This is a genomic window from Sandaracinobacteroides sayramensis (genome assembly GCF_022014495.1).
Taxonomy (GTDB): domain Bacteria; phylum Pseudomonadota; class Alphaproteobacteria; order Sphingomonadales; family Sphingomonadaceae; genus Sandaracinobacteroides; species Sandaracinobacteroides sayramense.
The window spans coordinates 1-23,794 of sequence record NZ_JAKLSQ010000010.1; the positions used below are offsets into that span (position 1 = coordinate 1).

The 23,794-nt window shown below is 68.0% G+C and carries 23 protein-coding genes and 1 pseudogene; 8 read left to right on the forward strand and 16 right to left on the reverse strand.

Features of this window, described 5'->3' with window-relative positions; all coding sequences use genetic code 11:
* Nucleotides 1-62: 62 nt before the first annotated feature.
* Nucleotides 63-1,463 carry a helix-turn-helix domain-containing protein gene (locus tag L6Q21_RS08240; protein ID WP_237830270.1) on the reverse strand — a complete coding sequence of 467 codons (1,401 nt, stop codon included), beginning with the start codon at nucleotides 1,461-1,463 and terminating at the stop codon, nucleotides 63-65.
* Between the two features lie 145 nt (nucleotides 1,464-1,608).
* Between L6Q21_RS08240 and L6Q21_RS08245 the strand changes: the two genes are divergently transcribed.
* Nucleotides 1,609-3,204: an isocitrate lyase gene (locus L6Q21_RS08245; protein WP_237830271.1), complete on the forward strand. Its 1,596-nt coding sequence runs from the start codon at nucleotides 1,609-1,611 to the stop codon at nucleotides 3,202-3,204.
* A 353-nt stretch (nucleotides 3,205-3,557) separates the two neighbouring features.
* On the opposite strand, the gene L6Q21_RS08250 is transcribed toward L6Q21_RS08245, so the two are convergent.
* The 10 genes and pseudogenes from L6Q21_RS08250 to lepB form a co-directional block, all read right to left on the reverse strand.
* Nucleotides 3,558-4,568, reverse strand: a complete 1,011-nt coding sequence (locus tag L6Q21_RS08250; RefSeq protein WP_237830272.1) for an alpha/beta hydrolase — start codon at nucleotides 4,566-4,568, stop codon at nucleotides 3,558-3,560.
* The gene (locus L6Q21_RS08255; RefSeq protein WP_237830273.1) at nucleotides 4,565-5,893 is read right to left on the reverse strand and encodes a metal-dependent hydrolase family protein; all 1,329 of its coding nucleotides are present in this window, start codon (nucleotides 5,891-5,893) and stop codon (nucleotides 4,565-4,567) included. The genes L6Q21_RS08250 and L6Q21_RS08255 overlap by 4 nt, the downstream gene beginning before the upstream one ends.
* A gap of 8 nt (nucleotides 5,894-5,901) precedes the next feature.
* A complete protein-coding gene (locus L6Q21_RS08260; protein WP_237830274.1) occupies nucleotides 5,902-7,233 on the reverse strand; it encodes a metal-dependent hydrolase family protein in 1,332 nt (443 codons plus the stop codon).
* 12 nt (nucleotides 7,234-7,245) lie between these two features.
* Nucleotides 7,246-8,052, reverse strand: coding sequence for a hypothetical protein (locus tag L6Q21_RS08265; RefSeq protein WP_237830275.1), 807 nt, complete (start codon nucleotides 8,050-8,052; stop codon nucleotides 7,246-7,248).
* Nucleotides 8,053-8,113: 61 nt separating this feature from the next.
* Nucleotides 8,114-10,375 (reverse strand): DNA topoisomerase IV subunit A, encoded by a 2,262-nt coding sequence (gene parC, locus L6Q21_RS08270; RefSeq protein ID WP_237830276.1) that lies wholly within the window; start codon nucleotides 10,373-10,375, stop codon nucleotides 8,114-8,116.
* A 42-nt stretch (nucleotides 10,376-10,417) separates the two neighbouring features.
* The gene (gene recO, locus L6Q21_RS08275; RefSeq protein ID WP_237830277.1) at nucleotides 10,418-11,134 is read right to left on the reverse strand and encodes a DNA repair protein RecO; all 717 of its coding nucleotides are present in this window, start codon (nucleotides 11,132-11,134) and stop codon (nucleotides 10,418-10,420) included.
* A 66-nt stretch (nucleotides 11,135-11,200) separates the two neighbouring features.
* Nucleotides 11,201-11,296: pseudogene (locus L6Q21_RS18230) on the reverse strand (PEPxxWA-CTERM sorting domain-containing protein); the annotation flags it as partial.
* A 605-nt stretch (nucleotides 11,297-11,901) separates the two neighbouring features.
* Nucleotides 11,902-12,822, reverse strand: a complete 921-nt coding sequence (gene era / locus L6Q21_RS08285) for a GTPase Era (RefSeq protein ID WP_237830279.1) — start codon at nucleotides 12,820-12,822, stop codon at nucleotides 11,902-11,904.
* Nucleotides 12,812-13,516, reverse strand: a complete 705-nt coding sequence (gene rnc, locus L6Q21_RS08290; protein WP_418895814.1) for a ribonuclease III — start codon at nucleotides 13,514-13,516, stop codon at nucleotides 12,812-12,814. The genes era and rnc overlap by 11 nt, the downstream gene beginning before the upstream one ends.
* Nucleotides 13,470-14,219, reverse strand: a complete 750-nt coding sequence (lepB, locus tag L6Q21_RS08295) for a signal peptidase I (RefSeq protein WP_237830280.1) — start codon at nucleotides 14,217-14,219, stop codon at nucleotides 13,470-13,472. Before lepB ends, rnc begins: the two co-directional genes overlap by 47 nt.
* 123 nt (nucleotides 14,220-14,342) lie before the next feature.
* Here lepB and pgi point away from each other — a divergent pair, with 123 nt between their 5' ends.
* Nucleotides 14,343-15,866, forward strand: a complete 1,524-nt coding sequence (gene pgi / locus L6Q21_RS08300; RefSeq protein WP_237830281.1) for a glucose-6-phosphate isomerase — start codon at nucleotides 14,343-14,345, stop codon at nucleotides 15,864-15,866.
* A 121-nt stretch (nucleotides 15,867-15,987) separates the two neighbouring features.
* Here pgi and L6Q21_RS08305 read toward each other — a convergent pair whose 3' ends face one another.
* From L6Q21_RS08305 to ykgO, 3 genes are all read right to left on the reverse strand, one after another.
* Nucleotides 15,988-16,290 carry a hypothetical protein gene (locus L6Q21_RS08305; protein WP_237830282.1) on the reverse strand — a complete coding sequence of 101 codons (303 nt, stop codon included), beginning with the start codon at nucleotides 16,288-16,290 and terminating at the stop codon, nucleotides 15,988-15,990.
* A gap of 82 nt (nucleotides 16,291-16,372) precedes the next feature.
* Nucleotides 16,373-17,002 carry an HAD family hydrolase gene (locus L6Q21_RS08310; protein ID WP_237830283.1) on the reverse strand — a complete coding sequence of 210 codons (630 nt, stop codon included), beginning with the start codon at nucleotides 17,000-17,002 and terminating at the stop codon, nucleotides 16,373-16,375.
* 7 nt (nucleotides 17,003-17,009) lie between these two features.
* A complete protein-coding gene (gene ykgO / locus L6Q21_RS08315) occupies nucleotides 17,010-17,135 on the reverse strand; it encodes a type B 50S ribosomal protein L36 (RefSeq protein ID WP_004210176.1) in 126 nt (41 codons plus the stop codon).
* A 125-nt stretch (nucleotides 17,136-17,260) separates the two neighbouring features.
* Here ykgO and L6Q21_RS08320 point away from each other — a divergent pair, with 125 nt between their 5' ends.
* From L6Q21_RS08320 to L6Q21_RS08340, 5 genes are all read left to right on the forward strand, one after another.
* Nucleotides 17,261-18,397, forward strand: coding sequence for a M14 family metallopeptidase (locus L6Q21_RS08320; RefSeq protein ID WP_237830284.1), 1,137 nt, complete (start codon nucleotides 17,261-17,263; stop codon nucleotides 18,395-18,397).
* 14 nt (nucleotides 18,398-18,411) lie between these two features.
* On the forward strand, nucleotides 18,412-19,098 hold the full coding sequence (gpmA, locus tag L6Q21_RS08325) for a 2,3-diphosphoglycerate-dependent phosphoglycerate mutase (protein WP_237830285.1): 687 nt from the start codon (nucleotides 18,412-18,414) through the stop codon (nucleotides 19,096-19,098).
* A 157-nt stretch (nucleotides 19,099-19,255) separates the two neighbouring features.
* Nucleotides 19,256-19,735 (forward strand): 5-(carboxyamino)imidazole ribonucleotide mutase, encoded by a 480-nt coding sequence (gene purE / locus L6Q21_RS08330; protein WP_336246235.1) that lies wholly within the window; start codon nucleotides 19,256-19,258, stop codon nucleotides 19,733-19,735.
* Entirely contained in the window at nucleotides 19,735-20,802 is a 1,068-nt protein-coding gene (locus tag L6Q21_RS08335) for a 5-(carboxyamino)imidazole ribonucleotide synthase (RefSeq protein WP_418895815.1), read from the forward strand. The genes purE and L6Q21_RS08335 overlap by 1 nt, the downstream gene beginning before the upstream one ends.
* Nucleotides 20,803-20,975: 173 nt before the next feature.
* Nucleotides 20,976-21,548, forward strand: coding sequence for a tetratricopeptide repeat protein (locus L6Q21_RS08340; RefSeq protein ID WP_237830286.1), 573 nt, complete (start codon nucleotides 20,976-20,978; stop codon nucleotides 21,546-21,548).
* A 10-nt stretch (nucleotides 21,549-21,558) separates the two neighbouring features.
* Here the strand turns inward: L6Q21_RS08340 and L6Q21_RS08345 are convergent, their stop codons facing one another.
* The gene (locus L6Q21_RS08345; RefSeq protein ID WP_237830287.1) at nucleotides 21,559-22,620 is read right to left on the reverse strand and encodes a DUF2855 family protein; all 1,062 of its coding nucleotides are present in this window, start codon (nucleotides 22,618-22,620) and stop codon (nucleotides 21,559-21,561) included.
* A gap of 81 nt (nucleotides 22,621-22,701) precedes the next feature.
* On the opposite strand from L6Q21_RS08345, the gene L6Q21_RS08350 reads away from it, so the two are divergent.
* Entirely contained in the window at nucleotides 22,702-23,052 is a 351-nt protein-coding gene (locus L6Q21_RS08350; RefSeq protein WP_237830288.1) for a SnoaL-like domain-containing protein, read from the forward strand.
* 76 nt (nucleotides 23,053-23,128) lie between these two features.
* Here L6Q21_RS08350 and L6Q21_RS08355 read toward each other — a convergent pair whose 3' ends face one another.
* Nucleotides 23,129-23,590 (reverse strand): Hsp20 family protein, encoded by a 462-nt coding sequence (locus tag L6Q21_RS08355; RefSeq protein ID WP_237830289.1) that lies wholly within the window; start codon nucleotides 23,588-23,590, stop codon nucleotides 23,129-23,131.
* Nucleotides 23,591-23,794 lie beyond the last annotated feature (204 nt).

A 23,794-nucleotide genomic window follows, 5' to 3' on the forward strand; every position in this document is an offset into this window, starting at 1 on the left:
GGGCGGAAAGCTGGACCCCGGGTCAAGCCCGGGGTGACGGGAGAATATGATGGGTTCCCGACCTAGCCTTCCGAAAAGCCGAAGGGCGTGCTCGTCCGCCGATAGTCGTCGGGCAGCATGTCGCGGCCGATGGGCGGGGCTGCGCGCGCCGTGCATTCGGCGCGGTGGCACAGCCGGCAACTGATGCCGATGGGGGTCGCGGCTTCCGCCGCCGGCCCGGCGCGGGCATAGACCAGCCGTGCTGCATGCTCCTCGGCGCAGACCAGCGCGATGGCGCGTTCGGCGCGCGGGGAGCCGAAGCCGCCGATCCCCTGCGTGACGGTGCGGGCGACCGAGAAGAAGCGTTGCCCGTCCGGCAGCTCGATCCATTGGGTGACGATCTGGCGCGGGGTGCGGAACACCTGATGCACCGTCCACAAGGGGCAGCCGCCGCCATGGCGGGCGAAGGGGAAGCCGGCGCCGTCCAGCCGTTTCGAGACATTGCCCGCCTGGTCCACCCGCAGGAAGAAGAAGGGCACGCGCTCATGCCCCGGCTTCTGCAGCGTCGTCAGCCGGTGCGCCGCCTGCTCGAAGCTGGCGCCGAACTGCCGGCCCAGCGCCTCCACATCGTAATGCCGCTGGTCCGCCGCGCGGGCAAACGCGGTGTAGGGCATCAGGATGGCGGCGGCCGCATAGCTTGCCAGCGCCCGGTGCGTCAGCCGCTTGCCGTTGTCGGTGGCGAAATGCCCGTCGCGCAACTGCGCGTCGATCTCCGCGCGCAGTTCCAGATAGGCGACCTGCAAGGCCAGCTGGAAACTCTGGCTGGCGCTGTCCAGCTGGTCGTCCAGCTGCACCTCGCGGCCATGGTGATTGAGCCGCCGGATCGCCCCCATCATCACGTCCGAAGGCAGGCGCCGCACCCTGAGCCCGTGCCGCGCGCGCAGATAGCCGCTTAGCCCATCGGCCTCGGCGATGGTGGCCGCCAGCCGTTCCGCCGCGTCGTCCAGCGCTGGGAAGCAGTTCCGCCGCGCTGCCAGGAAGCGCCGCGAATCCGCCACCGGATCGGCCGGCTCCACACCGCCGCCTTCCCGCTCGGCGTTGCGGTCGGCCAGCGCTAGCTGCTCCTCCCGCCAGGCGGTGTGGAGGCGCAGCAGCGCTTCGGCAAAGCCGGGGTAGTTGGCCGCCACATCGGCCGCTTCCATCGGCGGCAGGTCGATGTCGGCGAAGATCGGGTCCTTCAGCACCGCCGACAGCCGCGACTGCTGCTCGGCGCCGCCATCGCCCGCCAGCCGGGCGATGTCGAGGTCGTAGGTCTGCGCCAGCCGGATCAGCAGATCGGCGGTCAGCGGCCGCTGGTTGCGTTCCAGCAGCGCCACATAGGAAGGCGAGATGTCGAGGTCGGCAGCCATATTGGCCTGCGTCAGCCCCAGATCGCGGCGGATGCGGCGCAGCCGCGGGCCGATATATTTGCTGTCCTGCGCCATGATCCGTCCTTGGGTGCAAATCCTTACAACATTACAATCCTATTTTGTAAAGTCTTACAGTTGAACGAAACGGCGATTTCCGCAGCGGTTGGCCGCGCCTACCACGGCTGTATCCGATGTTTTGAAGGGCCGAAGGAGCCAGCCGATGAAGACCTATTCCGAAAGCATTGCCGACGCGCAGAAGCTGATCGCCTCCAAGGGCGGCACCTGGGACGGGATCGGCGCCGAGGCCGTCGCCCGCATGCAGCTTCAGAACCGCTTCAACTCCGGCTTGGACATCGCCCGCACCACCGCCGCCATCATGCGCCGCGACATGGCCGCCTACGACGCAGACCCGGCGCAATACACCCAGTCGCTGGGCTGCTGGCACGGCTTCATCGGCCAGCAGAAGCTGATCGCCATCAAGAAGCATTTCGGCAGCACCAGGCGCCGCTACCTCTATCTGTCGGGCTGGATGGTCGCCGCGCTGCGCTCCGATTTCGGCCCGCTGCCCGACCAGTCGATGCACGAGAAGACCAGTGTCCCGGCGCTGATCGAGGAACTCTACACCTTCCTGAAGCAGGCCGACGCCCGCGAACTGGGCGGCCTGTTCCGCGATCTCGACAAGGCCCGCGCCGGTGGCGATACCGCGCGCGAAAAGGTGCTGCTGGACGCCATCGACAATTATGAAACGCACGTCGTGCCGATCATCGCCGACATCGACGCCGGCTTCGGCAATGCGGAAGCGACCTATCTGCTGGCGAAGAAGATGATCGAAGCCGGCGCCTGCGCGCTGCAGATCGAAAACCAGGTGTCCGACGAGAAGCAGTGCGGCCACCAGGACGGCAAGGTGACGGTGCCGCACGAGGACTTCCTGGCGAAGGTCCGCGCCTGCCGCTACGCCTTCCTCGAACTCGGCATCGAAGACGGAATCATCGTCACCCGCACCGACTCGCTGGGCGCCGGCCTCACCAAGCAGATCGCCTATTCCAACGAGCCGGGCGACATCGGCGACCAGTATAACAGCTTCCTCGACTGTGAGGAGATCGACCCCGCGACCGCCCGCAACGGCGATGTGGTGCTGAACCGCGACGGCAAGCTGCTGCGCCCGAAGCGCCTGCCGTCCAACCTGTTCCAGTTCCGCGAAGGCACCGGCGCCGACCGCTGCGTGCTGGACTGCATCACCAGCCTGCAGAACGGCGCCGACCTGCTGTGGATCGAGACGGAGAAGCCGCACATTGAGCAGATCGCCTCGATGGTCGACCGCATCCGCGAAGTCATCCCGAACGCCAAGCTGGTCTACAACAACTCGCCCAGCTTCAACTGGACTCTGAACTTCCGCCAGCAGGTGTTCGACGCTTGGGAAAAGGAAGGCAAGGACGTCTCCAGCTACGACCGCGCCAATCTGATGAGCGTCATCTACGACCAGACCGACCTCGCGGCCGAAGCCGACGAGCGCATCCGCACCTTCCAGCGCGACGCGGCGGCGCGGGCCGGCATCTTCCACCATCTGATCACGCTGCCCACCTATCACACGGCGGCGCTTTCCACCGACAATCTCGCCCGCGAATATTTCGGCGAGCAGGGGATGCTGGGCTATGTGAAGGGCGTGCAGCGCGCCGAGATCCGCCAGGGCATCGCCTGCGTGAAGCACCAGAACATGTCGGGTTCCGACATCGGCGACGACCACAAGGAATATTTCGCCGGCGAAGCGGCGCTGAAGGCCGGCGGCGCCCACAACACGATGAACCAGTTCGCCTGATCTTGCTTGTCCGAAGTGGCCGGTTCGCCGACCGGCCACGGCATCCCGAATCGCCGGATCTGCTGCCGGGGAGGAGGGGGAAGGGCCGGTGCCGCAAGGCGCCGGCCCTTTTCACGACGGAAGCGAAGCCACTCTTGAGGGGATGGCTGCGGGCTTTCCCTGCAACAGGGTGAGAAGGCCAGTCCGGCTTGAACCCGCCCCATCGTCACCCCGGGCTTGACCCGGGGGCCAGCTTTTCGACTGCCACAGCGCCGGAGAGAAAAGCCGGACCCCGGGTCAAGCCCGGGGTGACAGGGGTGGAATTTTGCAGTGATTCCCGAAGGGTATAGGCTTTCAGCCTTCAGGCTATCCGCTCAATTCCCCGGCGCCCAGGGCATGCGGCAATTCGGGATCGGCTTTCCCGCCTGATCGAGGCAAGGCACATGCGCCCCCTTGCCGCTGCCGGGCAGCGCCCATTCCAGCCCGGCGCGCACGGCCGGCACATAGACTGAGCCATGGTCCTCGCCCGGAAAGACCTGCTGCTTCACCCGAAAGCCGGGATAACGGCGCCCTTCCAGCGTCCGCACCATCTCGTCCATATCCTCCACCATCGCCATGCGGCTGGCCGAATGCGGCTCGGTGTCGGGATCGGGCACCGTTTCCTCGCCGCCGATCATGAAGAAGGCCTCCGCCGGCATGTCCTTGTGCTGCGAGGCATAGCCCCGCTCCCGGGCGATCATCAGCCGCCGCCCGTACCAGAGCGAGGGGGAGATCAGCACATATCTGCCGAACATCGCGGGTTCGCTCAGCAGCACATGCGTGCCGAACAGCCCGCCATAGCTGTGCCCCAGATAGATGCGCCGCGCCGGGTCGATCCGGTAGCGGCGCTCCAGCTCGGGAAACACCTCGTCGCGCAGATGCAGCCGATAGGCTTCCGCCTCGCCATAGGCGACGGCGCGGCCGGGCATGTCGGAGCGGGCGTCTATGTCGCCGTGCGGCGTGGGGGTATAGTCGCGCCGGCGGCTGTATTCGGCGGTGTCGCCGACGGCATAGCCGAGGCCGACGAGGATCGCATCCTCCAGCCCGCGCCCGCCCGCGCGCAGCCGGCGGTGCATGCCGGTGATGAGGTTCACGCTCTGCGGCACGTCGGTGTACATCAGCACCGGGTAGCGCCGCTCCGGGTTCGCCGCATAGCCGAAGGGCAGGGTGACGACATAGTCATAGTCCCGCCCCAGCGCTTTGGCCGGGATGCGGATCACTTCCGTGTTGGCGAGTGGGTAGGGCCGCGTGCCGGTCTCGGGCGCGGGCGTCGGCGCTTCCTGGGCAAGGGCGGGCGCGGCGGCCAGCAGGCCGGTCAGCAACAGCAGCAGCGCGGGCGACTTCACTTCGCGGGCTCTCCCTTCACGAACTTGCCGTCCTTCATGATCACCGCGAAATTCCGGCCCGGGTCGGCGATCAGGCCGAGATTGGCGATGGGGTCGCCATTCACCAGGATGAGGTCGGCGAGCGCCCCTTCCTCCACCACGCCCAGCTTGCCCTGATAGGGGCTGCGCGGGCCGGAAAGTGCCAGAAGGCGCGCATTGTCATGGGTCACCAGCTTCAGAACCTCGGCCGGCGTGAACCACTGCCTCAGTTCCAGAAGATTGGCATTCTGCGTGGCGTTCAGCGCCGGCTCGAACAGGAAGTCTGTGCCCCAGGCCAGCTTCACCCCCAGCCGCTTCGCCGCCGCCCAGACGCGCGGCTGGCCTTCGATCACGCCCTTGCGCTTCTCGATCCGCTGCGGCGCCATGTCCGGCGTGCTTTCCCGCAGCACCTGCAACGAGAGCCACACATCCTTGTCGCGCATCAACTGCAATGTCTCGTCCGACATCATCTGGCCATGTTCGATGCCCTTGACGCCGGCTTCGATCGCCCGGCGGACTGCCTTGTCGGTATAGGCATGGACGGTGACATAGGTGTTCCAGTCGCCGGCGGCGTCCACGGCGGCCTTCATCTCGTCCAGCGTATATTGGGCGACGTCCACGGGGTCATATTCCGAGGATGTGCCGCCGCCGGCCATCAGCTTGATCTGGCTGGCGCCGAAACGCAGATTCTCGCGCGTGGCCGTCAGCACGTCGTCGCGGCCGTCGGCGATGAAGGTCGCGCCCATTTCCTCCGCCCTCGACGCCTTGCCGAAGAAGCGGCGGGAGCGTTCGGCCGGGGTGCGGAAGTCGCCATGGCCGCCGGTCTGGCTGATGGTCGCGCCCGAGGGCCAGACGCGCGGGCCCTGATAGCGCCCCTTGTCGATCCCGGCCTTCAGCCCCCAGATCGGCCCGCCCACGTCGCGCACGCTGGTGAAGCCGCGCAGCAGCATCGCCTTCGCCTCTTCGGCCGCCGCCGCTTCCGCCTTGGCCGGAGTCAGGTCGGGCGACATCAGCTGCTCCATGCTCAGCGCGGAGAAGGTCAGGTGCACATGCGCGTCGATCAGCCCGGGCATCAGCGTGCGCCCGGCCCCTTCCACCAGCTTCGCGCCCGGCGCCGGGCGGGCCGCCGTGCCGATGGCGGCGATCCGGTTGCCGCGCACCAGCACGCTGGTAGGGGCGGAAAGCCGGGGCGATTGCCCGTCGAACACGCGCACGTTGCGGAACAGCGTCTCCGCCTCCTGCGCGCAGGCGGGGGAAGCGACCAGAGCCGCCAGGGCGGCAGCGATAAGCAGAGGGGAAGGGCGCATGCTGTACCTCACAAGCTGTTCTTGAAGATCTTGCCATCCTTCATGATCACGCGGAAGTTCCTGTCCGCGTCGGCGATCAGTTGCAGATTGGCGATCGGGTCGCCCTCCACCAGCAGCAGGTCGGCGAGAGCGCCTTCCTCCACCACGCCGAGCCTGCCCTTGTAGGGCGAGCGCTTGCCGGAAAGCGCCAGCAGCTCGCCGTTCACCGACGTCGCCTGCCGCAGCACTTCGGCGGGCGTGAACCAGCGGCTCATCCCCACCAGCATCGCGCCCTGCCGCCGGCCCATCGCCTCGGAGAAGAGCACATCGGTGCCGAAGCCCATCTTCAGCCGGTATTTCTTCACCAGCCTGAAGAGGTTGTCGGTGCCGGTGAACACCTCATGCGCCTTTTCATACTGGTCCGTGCCGGGCGGGAACATGCCGCCGAAATCCGCCTCGGTGATCGGCTGGGACGACAGCCATACGCCCTTTTCCGCCATATATTTCGCGGTGGCGTCGTCGATCAGATGCGCATGCTCGATCACCTTCACGCCGGAATCGATGGCGCGGCGCACGGCGACCGGCGTGTAGGCGTGCACCATCACATAGGTGCCCCAATTGTCGGCCGCCTCCACCGCCGCCTTCAGCTCCTCGGGCGTGAAGGTGGAGACGTCCAGGGGGCTGTGCGGCGAGGCAACGCCGCCGCCCGCCGTCAGCTTGATCTGGCTGGCGCCCAGCATCAGCTGCTCGCGCACCCGCTGGCGGACGAGGTCGGGGCTGTCCACCACCATGGCGCCGCCCAGTTCCTCGATGCGGGACAGCGGCCTGGAACCGTCGCGCGGCAATTCGGAGGTCTGGCGGAAATCGCCATGGCCGCTGGTGATGGTGATCATCGCGCCCGACGGCCAGATGCGCGGGCCGGGCACCACGCCCCGGTCGATCGCCTGCTTCAGGCCGAACACCGGGCCGCCGACGTCGCGCACGGTGGTGAAGCCGCGCATCAGCGTCGCCGTCGCCTCGGCGCCGGCCTGGATGTTGCCGAAGCCGGCATCGCCGAAGATCATCTGCTCGGGCGTCGGCCGCACGAACATCGCATGCCAATGGGCGTCGATGAGGCCGGGCATCAGAGTTCGGCCTTCGCCTTCCACCACCGTGGCGCCGGGCGCGGCCGTGGCGTTGGCGCCGATGGCGGCGATCCGGTTGCCGCGCACCAGCACGCTGGTAGGCGCCGAAAGCCGGGGCGATTGCCCGTCGAACACGCGCACGTTGCGGAACAGCGTCTCCGCCTCCTGCGCCAGCGCAGCTGGGGCGGGCGGAAGCAGCATCAATACTGCCATATACTTGAAAAGCCAGCGAATCATGCTGCCCCCTGTTCAGAAACGGATGCTGGCCCCAACCGCCGGTCCATGCATGCGCGTGTCCACATCCAGCCCATTCGACCGATGCACCTCGGCCGACAGATGCCGGTAGCCCGCCAGCAGCGAAGTCGAGCGCCCGGCCCTGAACCCCACCGCCAGCAGGGAGTCCGAACTGAAGCGCGAGCCCCCTGCACCGAACATGGCGTGGGCGTTCAGCGTGATCCGGGGTGCGAGATTGACGACGGCCTTGGCGCCCGCCATCGCATCGACCCAGTCGACCGTCTCGCGCCGCGAATAGCTGGGCGGGACGCCTGGTGGCAGCGGTGTCCCCGACGGGAAGGCGGCGTTTATGCTGGAGCCGAGCGACCAGAAGCGCGGGCCGGCCACCAGATCGAGGCTGCCGATGCCGTCGGCGACCAGGCGATACTGCACGCCGGCAAGCCCGGTGAAGCTGCGGACGCCCACTGCGACCGGAAGCCGGGCGCCGCCCAGCTGCGGGATCGCGACCATGCCATCTTCCGAGACCTTCACATAAAGACCGTCCAGCAATAGGCCCCAGCGGCCCCGGCGCGCCTCGAAAGCGACCATCGCTCCGAAATCGAGATTGCCGAGGATGTCGCCGAAGCTGCTGTCGGCTTCGACCGCAAGCGGAAAGGCGGGATGCGCCAGCCGCGTGCTGCTGCCCGCCATCCAGAGATAGGGCACGAGGTTGAATTCCCAGCCAGCGGATTCCTGGACGGATCGGGCGGCCGCGGGCGCTGCCGTCAGTGCCGCGAGCTGCGCCGCAATCAATATGGCGAAAGAAAGGTGAACCCTGCGCATGATCCTTACCCCTTCGCAGAGCCAGCTTGGCGTGCGCATGATGGCGCAGGCGCTGGCCAAGTCAAGCCGTGCCCGCAGGGCCGCAGCCGAAACGATTGTCCTTCGGAAAGCCCTGCGGCGGCAGGCGTCCAGTCGACGCGCGCGCGCCGCGCCAGGGCGTCATGTCCGCCTCGGTGCGGGTGCGGGCCGATTCGCCCTGCAGCTTCCAGCTCAGCCCGTCCGACAGTTTCAGCGTGATCGCATCCGAAAGCCCGCCGTCCCGGTATTTCTGCAAGGCGGCGCCTTGTCCGCGCACCATTTCCGGCAGCGCGTCCAGCGGGAAGACCAACAGCTTCCGGTTCTCGCCGATCACCGCCACATGGTCGTGGTCGTCGGCGATGGGGCGGACGATGGCGAGCTTCGCCGCGTCCTTCAGATTGACCACCTGCCGGCCCTTGCGGGTTTCCGCCAGCAGCTCCTCGGCGTTCGCCACGAACCCCCGCCCGTCGGAGGCGGCCAGCAGCAGCTTCAGCCCGGGCCGGAAGGGCAGGGCGGCCACCATCTCCTCGCCCTGCGGCCAGTCCAGCATCAGCGACAGCGGCTCGCCAAAGCCGCGCCCGCCGGGCAGGTCGTTCGCCAGCACGGTGAAGAAGCGCCCGCCCGACGCCGCCAGCAGCAGGCGGTCGGTCGTCTCGGCGTGGAAGGCGCGTTGCAGCGCATCGCCTTCCTTGAACTTCAGCCCGTCGAGCGCGGCGAGATCGGCATGCCCCTTCTGCGCCCGCACCCAGTAGCGCTGGGAGACGATCACGGTCACCGGCTCGCGCTCGATCATCGCTTCGCGGCTGATCGCCACCGCCACCGGCGCCTCGGCGAAGCTGGAGCGGCGGCGGCCTTCGGGCGTTTCAGCGCTGAATTCCTTGCCCAGCGCCGCAAGCTGCTTCTTCAGCACCGTCTTCTGCCGCGCGGTCGAACCCACAAGCGCCTCGAGATCGGACTGCTCGGCCAGCAGCTTCTCCTGCTCGCGGCGAAGCTCCATCTCCTCCAGCTTACGCAGGGACCTGAGGCGCATGTTGAGGATGGCTTCCGCCTGCCGCTCGGAAAGCTCGAAGGTGGCCATCAGCACCGGCTTCGGCTCGTCCTCGGTGCGGATGATGCGGATCACCTCGTCGAGGTTCAGATAGGCGACGATATAGCCGGCCACCAGTTCCAGCCGGTCGGCGATCTCGCCCAGCCGGTTGCGGCTGGCCTTCACCAGCACATCCTGCCGATGGTCGAGCCAGGCCTGCAGGATGGCGCGCAGCCCCAGCACCTTCGGAGTCCGGTCGGGCAGCAGCACATTGAGGTTGATCGAGATCCGGTTTTCCAGATCGGTCAGCTTGAACAGGCTTTCCATCAACTGTTCGGGATCGACATTCTTCGAGCGCGGCTCCAGCACCAGCCGGATTTCCGAATCCGATTCGTCGCGCACATCTTCCAGGATCGGCAGCTTCTTGTCTGCAATCAGTTGCGCGATCTGCTCGATCAGCTTCGCCTTCTGCACGCCATAGGGGATTTCGGTGACGACGATGGACCAGGTGCCGCGCCCATGCTCCTCCTGCGCCCAGCGGGCGCGCAGCCGGACACCGCCGCGGCCGGTGGCATAGGCTTCGGTCAGGTTCTGGCGCGGCTCGACGATGACTCCGCCGGTCGGGAAGTCCGGGCCGGGCATCCGCGCCATCAGCTCGGAAAGCTCGGTGGCCGGATCGTCGAGCAGCAAGGTGGCGGCGGCCGCGATCTCCGCCACATTGTGCGGCGGGACGGAGGTGGCCATGCCCACGGCGATTCCGGTGGCGCCGTTCGCCAGCAGGTTGGGGAAGGCGGCCGGATAGACTTCCGGCTCCTCCTCCTCGCCATTGTAGGTGGGGCGGAAGGGCACGGTCTCGTCGTCCACGCCTTCCATCAACAGGATGGCGGCGCGGGTCAGCCGGGCCTCGGTGTAGCGCATGGCGGCGGCGTTATCGCCGTCTATGTTGCCGAAATTGCCCTGGCCTTCCACCAGCGGGTAGCGCAGCGCGAAATCCTGCGCGAGGCGCACCATGGCGTCGTAAACGGCGGTGTCGCCATGCGGGTGGTATTTGCCGATCACATCGCCCACCACGCGGGCGCATTTCTTCGGCGCCGAGGCCGGATCCAGCTTCAGCAGGCGCATGGCCCACAGCAGCCGGCGGTGCACGGGTTTCAGCCCGTCGCGCACGTCCGGCAGCGAGCGGGCGGTGATGGTGGACAGCGCATAGACGAGATAGCGCTCGGAAAGCTCGGTATCGAAGGGGGATTCGACGATTCCCTGAGTGGCGGCGTCGGTCATGAAAAGGCTTTACGGCCAGCCGCCGGGGCTGCCAAGCGAAGTTCAGCGTTCCGCCGCCGCCCGGCCGCGCAAGCCTTCCAGCCGCGCGCCCGAAAGCCAGTGCCGGGCGAGGAAATGCCGGGTGAGCGCTAATGCCGCCCGCGCCTCCTCCGCCGTCGCTGCGCCGCCCTGCCGCAGGAAGCGGGGCAGGGGAAGCAACTGCCCCTCCCAGGGCTGGCCATCGGCCTTTTCGCGGCTGACCGCCCGCCCACTTTTCGGGCTGACGAAGGCGAGATCGTCCACTGGACCGCCCAGCGCGCAAGAGGCGAGGTCCAGCCCGAACCCCTCTTCCTCCAGCAGCAGCAGCTCATAGCGCGCCAGCGCCGCGCGGGCCGAAACCGGCTGCAGGCCTGCGGCAAGCCCCTCCAACAGCGCGTCCAGCGCTTCCGCCAGGCGCGGGTGCGGCACGGCTTCCGCCAGCGCCGCCGCCGTCAGTTCCGTCACCCAGGCGAGGATGGCGGCACCGCCCGGCTCGAAGCCGATCAGCGCCCGGCTTTTCACCAGTTCCAGTGTCGCGCCCGCCAACTGCCCCTCCGCCCGCGCGCGCAGCGAGAGCGCCACGCGGTTTCCCGGGTGCAGGGCGGCGCGCTTCGCCTTGCCGCGCGCGCCGGGCACATAGCCGGCGCGCAAGCCATGGCCCATGGTCAGGAAACGCACCACGGCGCCATTCTCGCCATGGGGCAGGCTGGTCAGCACTAGTGCCTCGTCCGCCAGTTCCATGCCGCCTCAGGTGGCGCGAAACCGCCCCGGGGGCAAGAGCCCGCGAAGGTGGCCGACGGAAAGCCGTCAGGCGCTTTGCCGCACCCGCCTGCGCAGGCTGGCGCCGACTAGCCCGAAACCGGCGATCATCATCGCCCAGCTCGCGGGTTCGGGGACGACGGCGGCGCCCGCCGTCTGGAAATCGTCGATCGCGAACAGGCTGCCGTCCGCCGTGAACATCCGCACCTCGACGATCTCGGTATAGCCGGGATAATAGCCTTCGGGGTCGAAATCGGCGGGCGTGCCGAAGGACAGGAACTGGGACTGGCCGCTCACCACCGTGCTCCAGGCAAGCGCGATATCCTCATACTCCAGCCCGTCGCCATGGGTGTAGAATTCGACCGTCACCGCCGCCGGGCTGGAAATATAGAAGCCCAGATAGAAGAAACCGCAGCAATGCTGTTTGTCCGGCCCGAGATAGGTGGTGTAGAGGAGGTCGGTGCCGGCATAGACCTTGCTGCCGTTGATCTGGAACCAGCCGTCCAGATTCTGCCCCGGAGTCGCCACCTGGCCGCCGCTCAATATCCCGAAATCGGGGTCGTTGCCGACGAACGGATAGACGATGGCGGTGCCGTCGGCGTAGCTTTCGAACGTCTCCACATCGTCCGGAACAACGCTGGCGGACAGGATCGCAGGCCAGGCCAGCGCCGCGGCGACGGCGATTGCACGCAAATGCATGATGATTCTCCCCCTTGGAGAGCGCAGCCTAGCAGAAAAGGCCGCCGGAGTCAGTCCACCCAGTCCATGCCCAGGTCGCGCCAGCTGTGCCGGTCGTCGGCCCAGCCGGGCTTCACCTTCACATGCAGGAACAGATGCACGCGCCGGCCGAGCAGCGCTTCCATCTCCGCCCGCGCCGCCTCGCCGATGGCCTTCACCTTCGCGCCGCGCGCGCCGACGACGATCCCCTTCTGGCTGTCGCGGTCGACGAAGATCTGCGCGTGCACGGCGGCGGAGCCGTCCGGCCGCTCCTCGAACTTCTCGCACTGCACGGCGGTGGCATAGGGCAGTTCCTGCCCCAGTTGCAGGAACAGTTGCTCGCGCACCAGCTCGGTCGCCATCATCCGCGCCGGCGCGTCCGAAAGCTGGTCTTCCGGGAACAGCCACGGCCCTTCCGGCATGGCGCGCGCCAGCGCCGCCTTCAGGTCGGCGACACCGTCGCCCGAAAGCGCGGAGACCATGAAGGTTTCGGCAAAGGGCGCGATGGCATTCGCCTCGGCCGCCAGCGCCAGCAGTTTCGCCTTGTCGGCGATGTCCACCTTGTTCAGCACCAGCCAGCGCGGTTCCGGCCGGGCGGCGATCGTTTCCAGCACGGCGCGCACCTCGTCGCGCAGGCCGCCGCGCGCGTCCACCAGCGCCAGCAATATGTCGGCGTCGGCGGCGCCTTCCCAGGCGTTCTGCACCATGGCCCGGTCCAGCCGGCGCTTCGGCTGGAAGATGCCGGGCGTGTCCACCAGCAGCATCTGCGTGCCGCCCTCCAGCGCCCCACCCTGCAGCGCAACGCCGGTCAGCCGGACGCGCGTCGTCTGCACCTTGGGGCTGACGATCGCCACCTTCTGGCCGACGATGGCGTTCACCAGCGTGGACTTGCCGGCGTTGGGCGCGCCGATCAGCGCGACGACTCCGCAATGGGTTTGGGGTTCAGCCGGCATGGGCCTCCAGAAAGGCGTGCGCGGCCTGCGTTTCGGCGTCCTGCTTGGAACTGCCTTCGGCCACGACGGGGGGATAAGGGGCTATGGTCAGCTCCACCTGGAATCGCGGGTTGTGGTGCGGGCCGGATCGGCCGACCATCAGATAGACGGGGGCCTTCAGATTCTTCGCCGCCGCCCATTCCTGCAGCCGCATCTTCGGATGCTTGGGCGCTTCGCTGGCGGTGCCGGCGTCGCCCCAGAGGCGGCGGATCAGGGCGTGCGCCGCTTCCAGCCCCTGGTCCAGATAGGTGGCGCCGATCAGCGCCTCCATCACATCGCCCAGGATATTGTCGCTGTCGGCGCCGCCGTCGGCCCGCGCCTGCGCGCCCAGTTGCACCATGGAGGGAACACCGATCCGCCGCGCCACCTCGGCGCAGCTTTCGCGGCTCACCATCTGGTGGAAGCGGCGGGTCAGCTTGCCTTCCGGCTCGGCCGGGAAGGCGGCGATCAGCCATTCCGCCACCACCAGCCCCAGCACCCGGTCGCCCAGGAACTCCAGCCGCTCGTAATTGTCCGGCCCGGCGCTCTTGTGCGTCAGCGCCCTGCCCAGAAGGCAATTGTCGGTGAAGGCGAACCCCAGGGAATTCTGCGCCCAGTTTCGCATATCGTCAGTCAATGGCCTGCCCGATCCGGTTCCAGCGCATGCCGCCCTCATGGGCGGAGAAGAAGATGCGGCTGGCGCGGCCGATCACATGCGCGTCCGGCACCAGCCCCACGCCGCCATCGGCGCGCGAAAGCCGGCTGTCGGCGCTGTTGTCGCGGTTGTCGCCCAGCACGAAATAATAGCCCATCGGCACGGTGATTTCCGGCATGTCGGAAAATGGCCCGCGCCCGTCCGAGCGGATCAGATGGCTGGCGCCGCCAGGCAGGGTCTCGCGGCAAAGCCCGCCGCCCTGGGGCACGCAGGGCACGGCCCGGCCGTTCAGCACCAGTTGCCCGCCGCGCATCGCCACCCTGTCTCCGCCTTCGGCCACCATCCGCTTCACATAATCCTGTCCGCCCGGAGACACAAAGACGATCACGTCGCCCGCCTTCACGTCGCGCCCGAACAGGCGGCCGCCGTCCGCCTCGTCGGGGCTCAGCAGGGTCGAGAGCGGAAGCGAGGCCATGCTCCAGCCATAGGCGGCCTTGTCCACGAACACGAAGTCGCCGGCTTCCAGCATCGGCGACATGGAGCCGGAGGGGATGGCGAAGGGCTGCACCAGGAACACGCGTATCAGCAGCGCCGCCACCAGCGCCGCGCCCAGCAGCCGGGCGAAGCGCGCCAGCCTGGCGGCAAGGCGCTCGCCGGAAAGCCGGTGCGCCAGCCGTTCGGTTTCCATCCGGTCGGCGGCGCTGTCGGGCGGTGTGGAAAGCATACCGGTCCGCCGGTGGCCCGCAGGCGAAAAACTGTCAAGCCCATGGACATTGTGCATATGGCTGGGTTCATGGGGCCTGGTCCGGACTCGCGCTTGTCACCGGCTTGCGCTACCAAGCGGCCCATGCTTCCGCACCAGAGTCAGGCCTGGGCCGCGCTCAACGCGCTCGCCCGCACCGAACCGCCCCGGATTCTCGACCTCTACGCGGCCGAGCAGCAAAGGCTTTCGGCGCTGGCGCCCGAAGTCGGCGGCATCCGCTTCGATCTTTCGAAGCTGCCGCTCTCGGCGACCCATTTCGAGGCGCTGGAAGCGCTGGCGGAAGCGGCCGACCTCGCCGGCTGGCGCACGAAGCTGGCCGGCGGCGAGGTGGTGAACCCGTCCGAAGGGCGGGCGGCCACGCACATGGCGCTGCGCGCGCCCGAGCATCGGGGGGAACAGGCGGCGCTCCTGGAAACCGCCGCGCGCATCCGCGCCGGCGCGCTGGGGCCGATCCACCACATCATCCATATCGGCATCGGCGGCTCGGCGCTCGGCCCGCAACTGCTGGTGGATGCGCTGGGCGCCCGGGGCGACGGCCCGGAGGTGCATGTGGCCGCCAACATAGACGGCACCGCGCTCGCCCGCGCCTTCGCCGCCTGCAATCCGGTGGAGACGCTGCTGATCGCCGTTTCCAAAACTTTCACCACGCAAGAAACGCTCACCAATCTGAAGAGCGCGCTCGACTGGCTGGCCGCGGGCGGAGTCGCCGATCCGGTCGGCCGGGTCGTCGCCGTCACCGCCGCCCCGGACAAGGCGCGGGCGCATGGAATCGGCGAAATCCTGCCGTTCGCCGAGTCGGTCGGCGGCCGCTACTCGCTCTGGTCGGCGGTCGGGCTGCCGCTCGCCATCCGCGCAGGCCCGCAGGCCTTCGAGGCGCTGCTGGACGGCGCGCATCGGATGGACCGGCATTTCCTGGAAACGCCCTGGCTTTCCAATGCCCCGGCGCTGGCGGCCATGGCCGATGTCTGGCTCGCCGCCTTCGCCGGCAAGCCCACTCGCGCCATCTTCGCCTATGACGAGCGGCTGCGGCTGCTGCCGCCCTATCTCCAGCAGCTGGAGATGGAGAGCAACGGCAAGTCCGTCGCCCGCGACGGCACGCCGCTGCCGTTCGACACCGCCGCCATCAGCTGGGGCGGCACCGGAACCGACGCGCAGCACGCGGTGTTCCAGCTTCTGCACCAGGGCACGCACGCGGACCCGATCGAATTCGTGGCCGTCAGGGAACCCGGACATGATCTGGACCCGATTCACCACCGGCTGCTGCTGGCCAATTGCTTCGCGCAAGGGGCGGCGCTGCTGAAGGGCCGCACCCGCGCGGAAGCGCTGGCGGAAGCGAAGGGCGACGAGGCGCTGGCGAACGCCAAGGGCTTCCCCGGCAACCGCGGTTCGGCGACCATCCTCCTCGACAAGCTGACGCCCGACCGGCTGGGGGCGCTGCTCAGTTTCTACGAAGCCCGCACCTTCGCGGCCGGCGCGCTGATGGGGCTCAACAGCTTCGACCAGTGGGGCGTGGAACTGGGCAAGCAGGTGGCGAACCAGCTGGCCTCCGGCGACACCGGCGGCTTCGACCCTTCGACCGAAGCGCTGATGCGGGCGGCGGGGCTTTAGATTTCAGGCGCCGGCAGGGTCGCCGGCCTTATCCGCTCCTAGGTTGGGGACTGATATTTCTTGTCCCTTCGTCATCCCAGGATCACGGAAAATATATCAATTACTTCTATGGGTTCTCAACCTAGCATTGGCGTATGGTGCAGATGGCGCGAGCCATGTCGATTCTCGACTGCATGCCCCTTTCCATGCCCTTTTTGTCGACTGAGGTGCCCTCGCTGTTCCGGACCTGCTTCACTTGCGATTCCAGTTTCTTGTTGATCGCGTCGAAGTTCGTGGGCTGCGCAGAGGCCGTCAGCAACTCAGTCTTCGCCTCTATGGCCGTGGGGGTCTCAGCTACCGTAGGGGTTTGCGCAACCGCGATGCCAGCCGTCGCGAGCGCGGTCGATGCGAGAATGGCCGAAAGAATATGGGATGTGGCTATCATATGCTCCGCTGCCTCTGGCCGGGTAGTCGATGGTCCTTCTCCCTATCAGTTCGTCATGGAACGAACAATCGCCAGTGAGGTGTCAGACGGGAAATCCGTGGCCGCGGAGGGTTTCGGACAGATCGTCCGCAGCGGTGAAATGATGGGCAAACCAGCCGGCGTCGCGCGCGGCCGCCACATTGGCGGGGTTGTCGTCGATGAAGATCGCCTCGCCGTCGCCGAGGCCGAAGCGCGCGCGGGCCAGGGCGTAGATCGCCGGATCGGGCTTCATCAGCTTTTCATGGCCGGAAACCACCACATCCTGAAAGCGGTCGAACAGCGGCGCGGTCGGCCGGAAACGGTCCCAGAACTCGCCGGAGAAATTGGTGATTCCGAACTGCGGCACGGCCGCCTCCGCCAGCCGCTCGACCAGCGCATGGGTGCCTGCGATCGGGCCGGGAATGGTTTCCAGCCAGCGCGGCCCATAGGCGCCGATCAAATCCGCTTCCTGCGGGTAAAGGGCGATCAGCTCCGCCGAAGTCTCGGCGAAGGGGCGCCCGGCGTCATGCTGGAAATGCCAGGCGCGGGTGACGACATTGCCAAGGAACCAGTCGAGCCTTCCAGCGTCCGGGATCAGCTTTTCATAGAGAAAGCGCGGATCCCAGTCGTAGAGGACATGCCCGACGTCCCACACCACTGCCCGGGGTTTGACCACAGCGGAAAGCCGGGCCATGGCCGGTTCAGCCTTGGCGGGCCTTGAAGCGGCGGTTGGTCTTGTTGATCACATAGGTGCGGCCGCGGCGGCGGATGACACGGTTGTCGCGGTGCCGCCCCTTGAGCGACTTCAGGCTGTTACGGATCTTCATGATTCTACCCCGGGGGATTCGAAATGCTGGAAATGAGCGGCGGCGCATAGTCGGCGAGCCCGCGAAAGTCAATCGCCGCCACCGCTTTGCAGGGCGGGCATGGCCCTGCTAGGCGCTTGCCCGCCATGGCCATCCAAATCTCCTCCGCCTTCGATTCGGGCAACATCGAACTGGTGGACCAGCCCGCGCCCGACCATTTCCGCCTCCGGATCCGCCTCGACGCCGGCGGCGAATTCTTCCAATGGTTTCACTTCCGCGTCTCGGGCGCGAAGGGCAGGGCGCTCCGGCTGGACATCGTCGGGCTGGAGAAATCCGCCTATCCGGGCGGCTGGCCGGACTACCGCGCGCGCATCTCGGCCGACCGGCAGCGCTGGACGCAGGCCGACAGCAGCTACGACGCGAAGGCCGACGGCGGCACGTTGACGATCCGCGTCACGCCGGAGAGCGACAATCTCTGGTGCGCCTATTTCGCCCCCTATTCGATGGAGCGGCACCACGACCTCGTCGCCCGCATCGCCGGCCGGCCGGGGGTCGAGGCGCGGACGCTCGGCCATTCGCTGGACGGCCAGCCGATCGACTGTCTGTCGATGGGCGACGGCCCGTTGCAGGTGTGGCTCTACGCCCGCCAGCACCCCGGCGAGACGATGGCCGAATGGTGGATGGAAGGGGCGCTGGAGGAACTGACGGACCCGGCCTCGCCGGTCGCCCGCACGGTGCGGGCGAAGGCGCGGTTCCACATCGTGCCCAATATGAACCCGGACGGCTCGCGGCGCGGGCATCTGCGCACCAATGCCGCTGGCGCCAACCTCAACCGCGAATGGGCGGAACCGACGCCCGAGCGCTCGCCCGAAGTGCTGGCGGTCCGCAACCGCATGGACGAGACGGGCGTGGATTTCGCGCTGGACGTGCATGGAGACGAAGCCATCCCGCATGTGTTCATCGCCGGCTTCGAGGGCATCCCCTCGCTTACCCCGCGCCAGCTGACCGGGCTCAACCGCTATGTGACGCAGCTTCTCGTCCACAGCCGCGATTTCCAGCGCAAGGTCGGCTATCCGGTCGCGCCGGCGGGCAAGGCCAACCTCACCATGTCCACCAACCAGCTGGCCGAACGCTTCGGCTGCGTCTCGGCCACGCTGGAAATGCCCTTCAAGGACGCGAACGACCTGCCCGATCCGGTGGAGGGCTGGTCGCCCGGCCGCTCCCGCCATCTGGGCCGCGCCTGCCTCGCCGCCCTTGCCGACATCATCGACGAACTTCGCTGAGGAATTTCAAGACTATGGTGCAACTCGTGCTGATCCGCCACGGCCAGTCGGCCTGGAATCTGGAAAACCGCTTCACCGGCTGGTGGGACGTGAACCTGACGGAGAAGGGCGTCGCCGAGGCCCGCGCCGCCGGCGCGGCGCTGAAGGCCGCCGGCCATGATTTCGACGTGGCCTTCACCAGCCTGCAGACCCGCGCCATCAAGACTCTGAACCTGGTGCTGGAGGAAATGGACCGCCTCTGGCTTCCCGTCACCAAGGACTGGCGCTTCAACGAGCGCCATTATGGCGGCCTCACCGGCCTCGACAAGGCGGAGACGGCGGCGAAGCATGGCGACGCGCAGGTGAAGATCTGGCGCCGCAGCTTCGACGTGCCGCCGCCGGTGCAGGAGAAGGGCACGGAATATGATGTCTCGGCCGACCGCCGCTACGCCGGTATCCCCATACCGCAGACGGAAAGCCTGAAGGACACCATCGCCCGCGCCCTGCCGGCGTTCGAGGAGCTGGTGGTGCCCGAGCTGAAGGCCGGCAGGCGGGTCGTCATCGCCGCCCACGGCAATTCGCTGCGCGCGCTGGTGAAGCATCTGTCCGGCATTTCCGACGCGGACATCGTCGAATTCGAAATCCCCACCGGCGTTCCGATCCTCTACACGCTCGACAGCGAGCTGAAGGCGGTGGACCGGCAGTTCCTGAAGCTCGGCTGAGCCTCCGCCGCGAAAACAGCGCACTCCCCCAATGCCTCGTCACCCCGGGTCAAGCCCGGGGTGACGAGGGAGTTGTCGCTCCGCCGCCGAAACCCGGCAAACCCTTGCCAATCCGCCAGCCTCTCTTTAGGGGCGCCTTTTTGCCGGGGATGAGCCAGTGACGGTTCGGGTTGCCATCATCATGGGAAGCGTTTCCGACTGGGAAACGATGCGCCACGCCGCCGACACGCTGACGGCGCTCGACGTGCCGCATGAAGTGAAGGTGGTTTCCGCCCACCGCACGCCCAAACGCATGGTGGCCTTCGCCGAGGGCGCGGCGGAACGCGGGCTGAAGGTGATCGTCGCCGGGGCCGGCGGCGCGGCGCATCTGCCGGGCATGGTCGCCAGCCTCACGCATCTGCCGGTGCTGGGCGTGCCGGTGCAGTCGGCGGCGCTCTCCGGGCAGGATTCGCTGCTGTCGATCGTGCAGATGCCGGCCGGCATTCCCGTCGGCACGCTGGCGATCGGCAAGGCGGGGGCGGTGAACGCCGCGCTGCTCGCCGCCGCCATCCTCGCCACCCACGACGAAGCGCTCGCCATCCGCCTGAAAGCCTGGCGGCAGGCGCAGACCGACAGCGTCGCCGATTCCCCGCTCTGATGCGGATCGCGCCGGGCGCCACCATCGGCATATTGGGCGGCGGCCAGCTCGGCCGGATGCTGGCGCTCGCCGCCGCGCCGCTCGGCTACCGCGTGCATGTCTACGCGCCGGAGAACGAGCTGGTGGCGGCCGAAGTCTCGGCCCATTGCACCCGCGCCGCCTATGAGGACCGGGAAGCGCTCGCCGCCTTCGCCGCAGGCTGCGACGTCATCACCTACGAGTTCGAGAATGTGCCGGCGGAATCCGTCGCCTTCCTCTCGGCCCTGAAGCCCGTCCGCCCCGGTGCTGAACCTCTGGATGTCGCGCAGGACCGGCTGAGCGAGAAGCGCTTCGTCACCGGCCTCAGCGGCCGCACCGCGCCCTTCCGCGCCGTCGACACGCTGGACGAACTGCAAGCCGCGCTGGTGGAACTCGGCACCCCCGCCATCCTGAAAACCCGCCGCTTTGGCTACGACGGCAAGGGCCAGGCGCGCATCGAGCATGCGTCCGAAGCGGCCGGGGCCTTCGCCGAACTGGGCGGGGAGGGGCTGATCCTCGAAGGCTTCGTGGCGTTCGAGCGGGAATTCTCCATCCTCGTCGCCCGCACGCCGGAGGGGGACGAAGCGCATTACCCCGCCTGCCTCAACCACCACCGCGACGGCATCCTCGCCGAAACCCGCCTGCCGGCCGAAGGGCTGAGCGCGGCGCATGTGGAGGAGGCGACCGCGCTCGTCGTCCGCATCGCCGACGCGCTCGGCTATGTCGGCGTGCTCGCCTGCGAATTCTTCGCCTGCGCCGACGGCCCGCTGTTCAACGAAATGGCGCCGCGCGTGCACAACAGCGGCCACTGGTCGATCGAGGGCGCGGAAACCTCGCAGTTCGAGCAGCATATCCGCGCCATCTGCGGCCTGCCGCTCGGCCCCACCGGACTGACGGCGCCGGAAGTGGTGATGCGCAACCTGCTGGGCGCGGAGATCGACGGCTGGGCGGACATCCTCGCCGAGCCGCGCGCGCATCTGCACCTCTACGGCAAGCGCGAAGCCGCACCGGGCCGCAAGATGGGCCACGTCACCCGCCTCTCCACCTGAACCCCCCACCCCGCTACCCTACCACCCCGTCACCCCGGGCTTGACCCGGGGTCCAGCTTTTCCAGCGGCGCAAAGCCGGAAGAATGCAGCCAGCCCCAGGCCCCATAAGGACGGGGCTGGCGACCAGCGCCAGTTGTGATATCCTCCGGAACCGAGAGGGAATGGAGGGACGGATGAAAGCATCTGCTATCCTTGGCGTCGCCCTTCTGGCCGGCGCCGGCGCCGCCCAGCCCGCGCAGGCGGCGGTCAGCATCATCGGCGGCGGCATGGGGCGAGGCTGTTTCCTGGCGGCCGAGCTGAAACGCGAGACCCGCGCCAGCCTCGACATCTGCGAGCGGGCGCTGGAGGAAAGCCTTTCCCGCCGCGACCGCGCCGCCACCCATGTCAATCGCGGCATCGTCTATATGCAGGCGCGCAACATGGAAATGGCGATGCGGGACTATGAAAGCGCCATCCGGCTGGAGCCGAAGCTGGCGGAGGCGCACATCAACCTCGGAATCGCCCTGCTGCACCGGGGCGGCCGCGACCGGGAGGCGATCGCGGCGCTGACGCGCGGGATCGAGATGAAGCCGGAACGGCCGGAAGTGGCGCTCTACAGCCGCGCCGTCGCCCATGAACTGATCGGCGACAACCGCGCCGCCTACGAGGATTACAGCGCCGCCGCCGCCGCCCGCCCCGGCTGGCAGGAGCCGGTGGAGCAGCTGAAGCGCTTCTCCGTCGAGCGGCGGCAGGTCGGCAACGGCTGAAGCCGGGCCTTCAGGGCCGCCAGATCAGCCCTTCGCGCGGCGACACCTCGCCCGCCATCAGCCGGTCGAAGGCGGCGATACCGGCGTCGGCGCCGGAGACATGCTCCAGCTCCAGCCAGCCGCGGGTGCTTTCGGCGAAGGCGTCGCGGCTTGCGGCGAGATCGGCCTCGAACGCCGCCGGACCCTGCGCGCGAGCCTGCGCCTCCCAATGGGTGGGGGCGAAGAAGAATTGCGGCTGCGGTCCCGGCAGGCCGGCCGCCGGCGGCGCCTTCCAGTCGGTGTCGCCGATCGCATGGCTGGCCGTCAGCGCCTGCAGATGCCTGTGCAGCGCCGTCCGCAGCGCGCCATTGCCGGCGAAATCCACCAGCACCGAGGGCGCCCCGCCGTCCAGCTCGCCCAGTTCCTCATAGCCCAGCACCGCCCGGTAATAGCCGGTGGCTTCCACGAACTCCCGGTTCCGCGCCGACGTCAGCCCGATCGGCGGATGCCCGGCCCGCGCCAGGTTCCAGGCGGTCGCCAGCGCCGTTTTCGAGGAGGCCGACGTCAGGATCAGATGCCGCCCGGCCTCCGCGTCGGCCCGCAGCGCTTCCGCCAGCACATGGCCGGTGCCGTAGAGCGGCTGGAACAGCGCCATCAGCTCGTCGCTCCGCCGGTCGGCGACACCGCCGGCCGGGCGGTAATGGTTGTAGACGGGCGCCAGCCCCTGCCGGTGCGGCGCCATGTCGGCGAAGCCGCCCGCCTTCAGCGGCCCGGGCTGCAGCCGCAACTGCGTGGCGGAAGGCCAATAGCCGAAGAAGCGCGCGCCGACGGCGATGTCCGGGCGGCGGCTTTCGGCGACCGTCGCGAAGCCCCACACCGGCACCACACCCCATTCGGGGCCGGAAGCGGGAAAGAAATCCCAGTAATGAAGCGGCGCCCCGCCATGCACGGCATAGGTGACGTTGTTGGAGGTCAGCGACACCATTTCCACATGCGCCACGATCTCCCCCTCGCCCGGCGCGAGGTCGATGGGTTCGATCCGGGCTTCCGTCAGACGGTCCCTGCGGCGTTCGATTCGGTAGCCTGGCGCCATGATGCTCGCTCCTTCAGCCTCTTCGCAGCATAGCCGATTTCAGGCATGCTGCGACTCCGATCCTTCAGAGGGAGAAGCGCGATGGACGTGCGCGAACTGGCGGCGGATTACGCCGCGCTGCTGGCGGCGGGGAAGATGGAGGAAGCCGCGCGGAAATATTGGGCGGAGGATGTTGTCACCCGCGAGGCGATGCCGGGCGAATGGGGCGAAACCCGTGGCCGGGCGGCGGCGGTGGAAAAGGGCGAATGGTGGGTGGGCAATCATGAGGTGCACGCAATCCGCACCGAAGGCCCCTTCGTGAACGGCGACAGCTTCCTTATCATCATGGAGCTGGACGTAACGCCCCACGGCGGCGAGCGAACGCAGATGCGGGAGATCGTCGGCTACAAGGTGGCGGACGACCGGGTGGTGGAGGAACGCTACTTCTACTGAAGGCCCGTTCTTTCGAATGCCGGAACGCGAAAGGGGGCCGGTTTCCCGGCCCCCTTCCTGGCTGGTCTGCAGGCGCTTACGCGGTCTGGCCGTCGATCAGCGTCGCTTCCTCGGCGATCTCCACCTTGCGCGGCTTCTTGTGCTCGGGCACCTCGCGCTGCAGCTCGATGTTGAGGAGGCCGTTCTCGAACGAGGCGCCGGTCACCTTGATCACGTCGGCTAGCTGGAAGCGGCGCTCGAAGGCGCGCTTGGCGATTCCGCGATGCAGGAAGGTGCGCTCGGCCGGCTGCGCCTCGTCGGCGGCCTTGCCGGTCACCAGCAGCGTGTTTTCCTGCACGGTGATGTCCAGTTCCTCGCGGGCGAAGCCGGCGACCGCCATGGTGATGCGATAGGCGTCGTCGCCCAGCTTCTCGATATTATAGGGCGGGAAGCCGACATCGCCTTCGGCGGCGCGGGTGACGCTGTCCAGCAGGCGGTTCAGATTCTCGAAACCGATCGAGGAGCGGAGAAGGGGGGCAAAATCGAAGTTCGAACGCATGTCTCGTTCCATCCTTTCAAAGCAATGGATAGGTTCGCCCGCCAAATGGCCGGGCTTCTTGTCTCGGCGACCCCATGAAGGCTGTCGCTTCCACGCTTGTGAATCTGGTTTTTCCTCTTCGCCTTTCAAGGGGACTGGCAGCGGTTTTCATGAAAGCCCGAGGCGACGAACTATGGCGTGCAATTCCCGAAGAACCCCCTGTCC

Bases quoted from the DNA above. Each gene is read 5' to 3' on its own strand.
- recO (WP_237830277.1), bottom strand. From the start codon at position 11,134: ATGGAACTGGCGGACGAGGCACTAGTGCTGACCAGCCTGCCCCATGGC.
- L6Q21_RS08305 (WP_237830282.1), bottom strand. From the start codon at position 16,290: ATGATAGCCACATCCCATATTCTTTCGGCCATTCTCGCATCGACCGCG.
- L6Q21_RS08355 (WP_237830289.1), bottom strand. From the start codon at position 23,590: ATGCGTTCGAACTTCGATTTTGCCCCCCTTCTCCGCTCCTCGATCGGT.
- L6Q21_RS08345 (WP_237830287.1), bottom strand. From the start codon at position 22,620: ATGGCGCCAGGCTACCGAATCGAACGCCGCAGGGACCGTCTGACGGAA.
- L6Q21_RS08350 (WP_237830288.1), top strand. From the start codon at position 22,702: ATGGACGTGCGCGAACTGGCGGCGGATTACGCCGCGCTGCTGGCGGCG.
- L6Q21_RS08240 (WP_237830270.1), bottom strand. From the start codon at position 1,463: ATGGCGCAGGACAGCAAATATATCGGCCCGCGGCTGCGCCGCATCCGC.
- pgi (WP_237830281.1), top strand. From the start codon at position 14,343: ATGCTTCCGCACCAGAGTCAGGCCTGGGCCGCGCTCAACGCGCTCGCC.
- gpmA (WP_237830285.1), top strand. From the start codon at position 18,412: ATGGTGCAACTCGTGCTGATCCGCCACGGCCAGTCGGCCTGGAATCTG.
- L6Q21_RS08320 (WP_237830284.1), top strand. From the start codon at position 17,261: ATGGCCATCCAAATCTCCTCCGCCTTCGATTCGGGCAACATCGAACTG.
- era (WP_237830279.1), bottom strand. From the start codon at position 12,822: ATGCCGGCTGAACCCCAAACCCATTGCGGAGTCGTCGCGCTGATCGGC.
- L6Q21_RS08340 (WP_237830286.1), top strand. From the start codon at position 20,976: ATGAAAGCATCTGCTATCCTTGGCGTCGCCCTTCTGGCCGGCGCCGGC.
- lepB (WP_237830280.1), bottom strand. From the start codon at position 14,219: ATGCTTTCCACACCGCCCGACAGCGCCGCCGACCGGATGGAAACCGAA.
- L6Q21_RS08310 (WP_237830283.1), bottom strand. From the start codon at position 17,002: ATGGCCCGGCTTTCCGCTGTGGTCAAACCCCGGGCAGTGGTGTGGGAC.
- L6Q21_RS08265 (WP_237830275.1), bottom strand. From the start codon at position 8,052: ATGCGCAGGGTTCACCTTTCTTTCGCCATATTGATTGCGGCGCAGCTC.
- L6Q21_RS08245 (WP_237830271.1), top strand. From the start codon at position 1,609: ATGAAGACCTATTCCGAAAGCATTGCCGACGCGCAGAAGCTGATCGCC.
- L6Q21_RS08335 (WP_418895815.1), top strand. From the start codon at position 19,735: ATGCGGATCGCGCCGGGCGCCACCATCGGCATATTGGGCGGCGGCCAG.
- ykgO (WP_004210176.1), bottom strand. From the start codon at position 17,135: ATGAAGATCCGTAACAGCCTGAAGTCGCTCAAGGGGCGGCACCGCGAC.
- L6Q21_RS08260 (WP_237830274.1), bottom strand. From the start codon at position 7,233: ATGATTCGCTGGCTTTTCAAGTATATGGCAGTATTGATGCTGCTTCCG.
- parC (WP_237830276.1), bottom strand. From the start codon at position 10,375: ATGACCGACGCCGCCACTCAGGGAATCGTCGAATCCCCCTTCGATACC.
- L6Q21_RS08255 (WP_237830273.1), bottom strand. From the start codon at position 5,893: ATGCGCCCTTCCCCTCTGCTTATCGCTGCCGCCCTGGCGGCTCTGGTC.
- rnc (WP_418895814.1), bottom strand. From the start codon at position 13,516: ATGAGGGCGGCATGCGCTGGAACCGGATCGGGCAGGCCATTGACTGAC.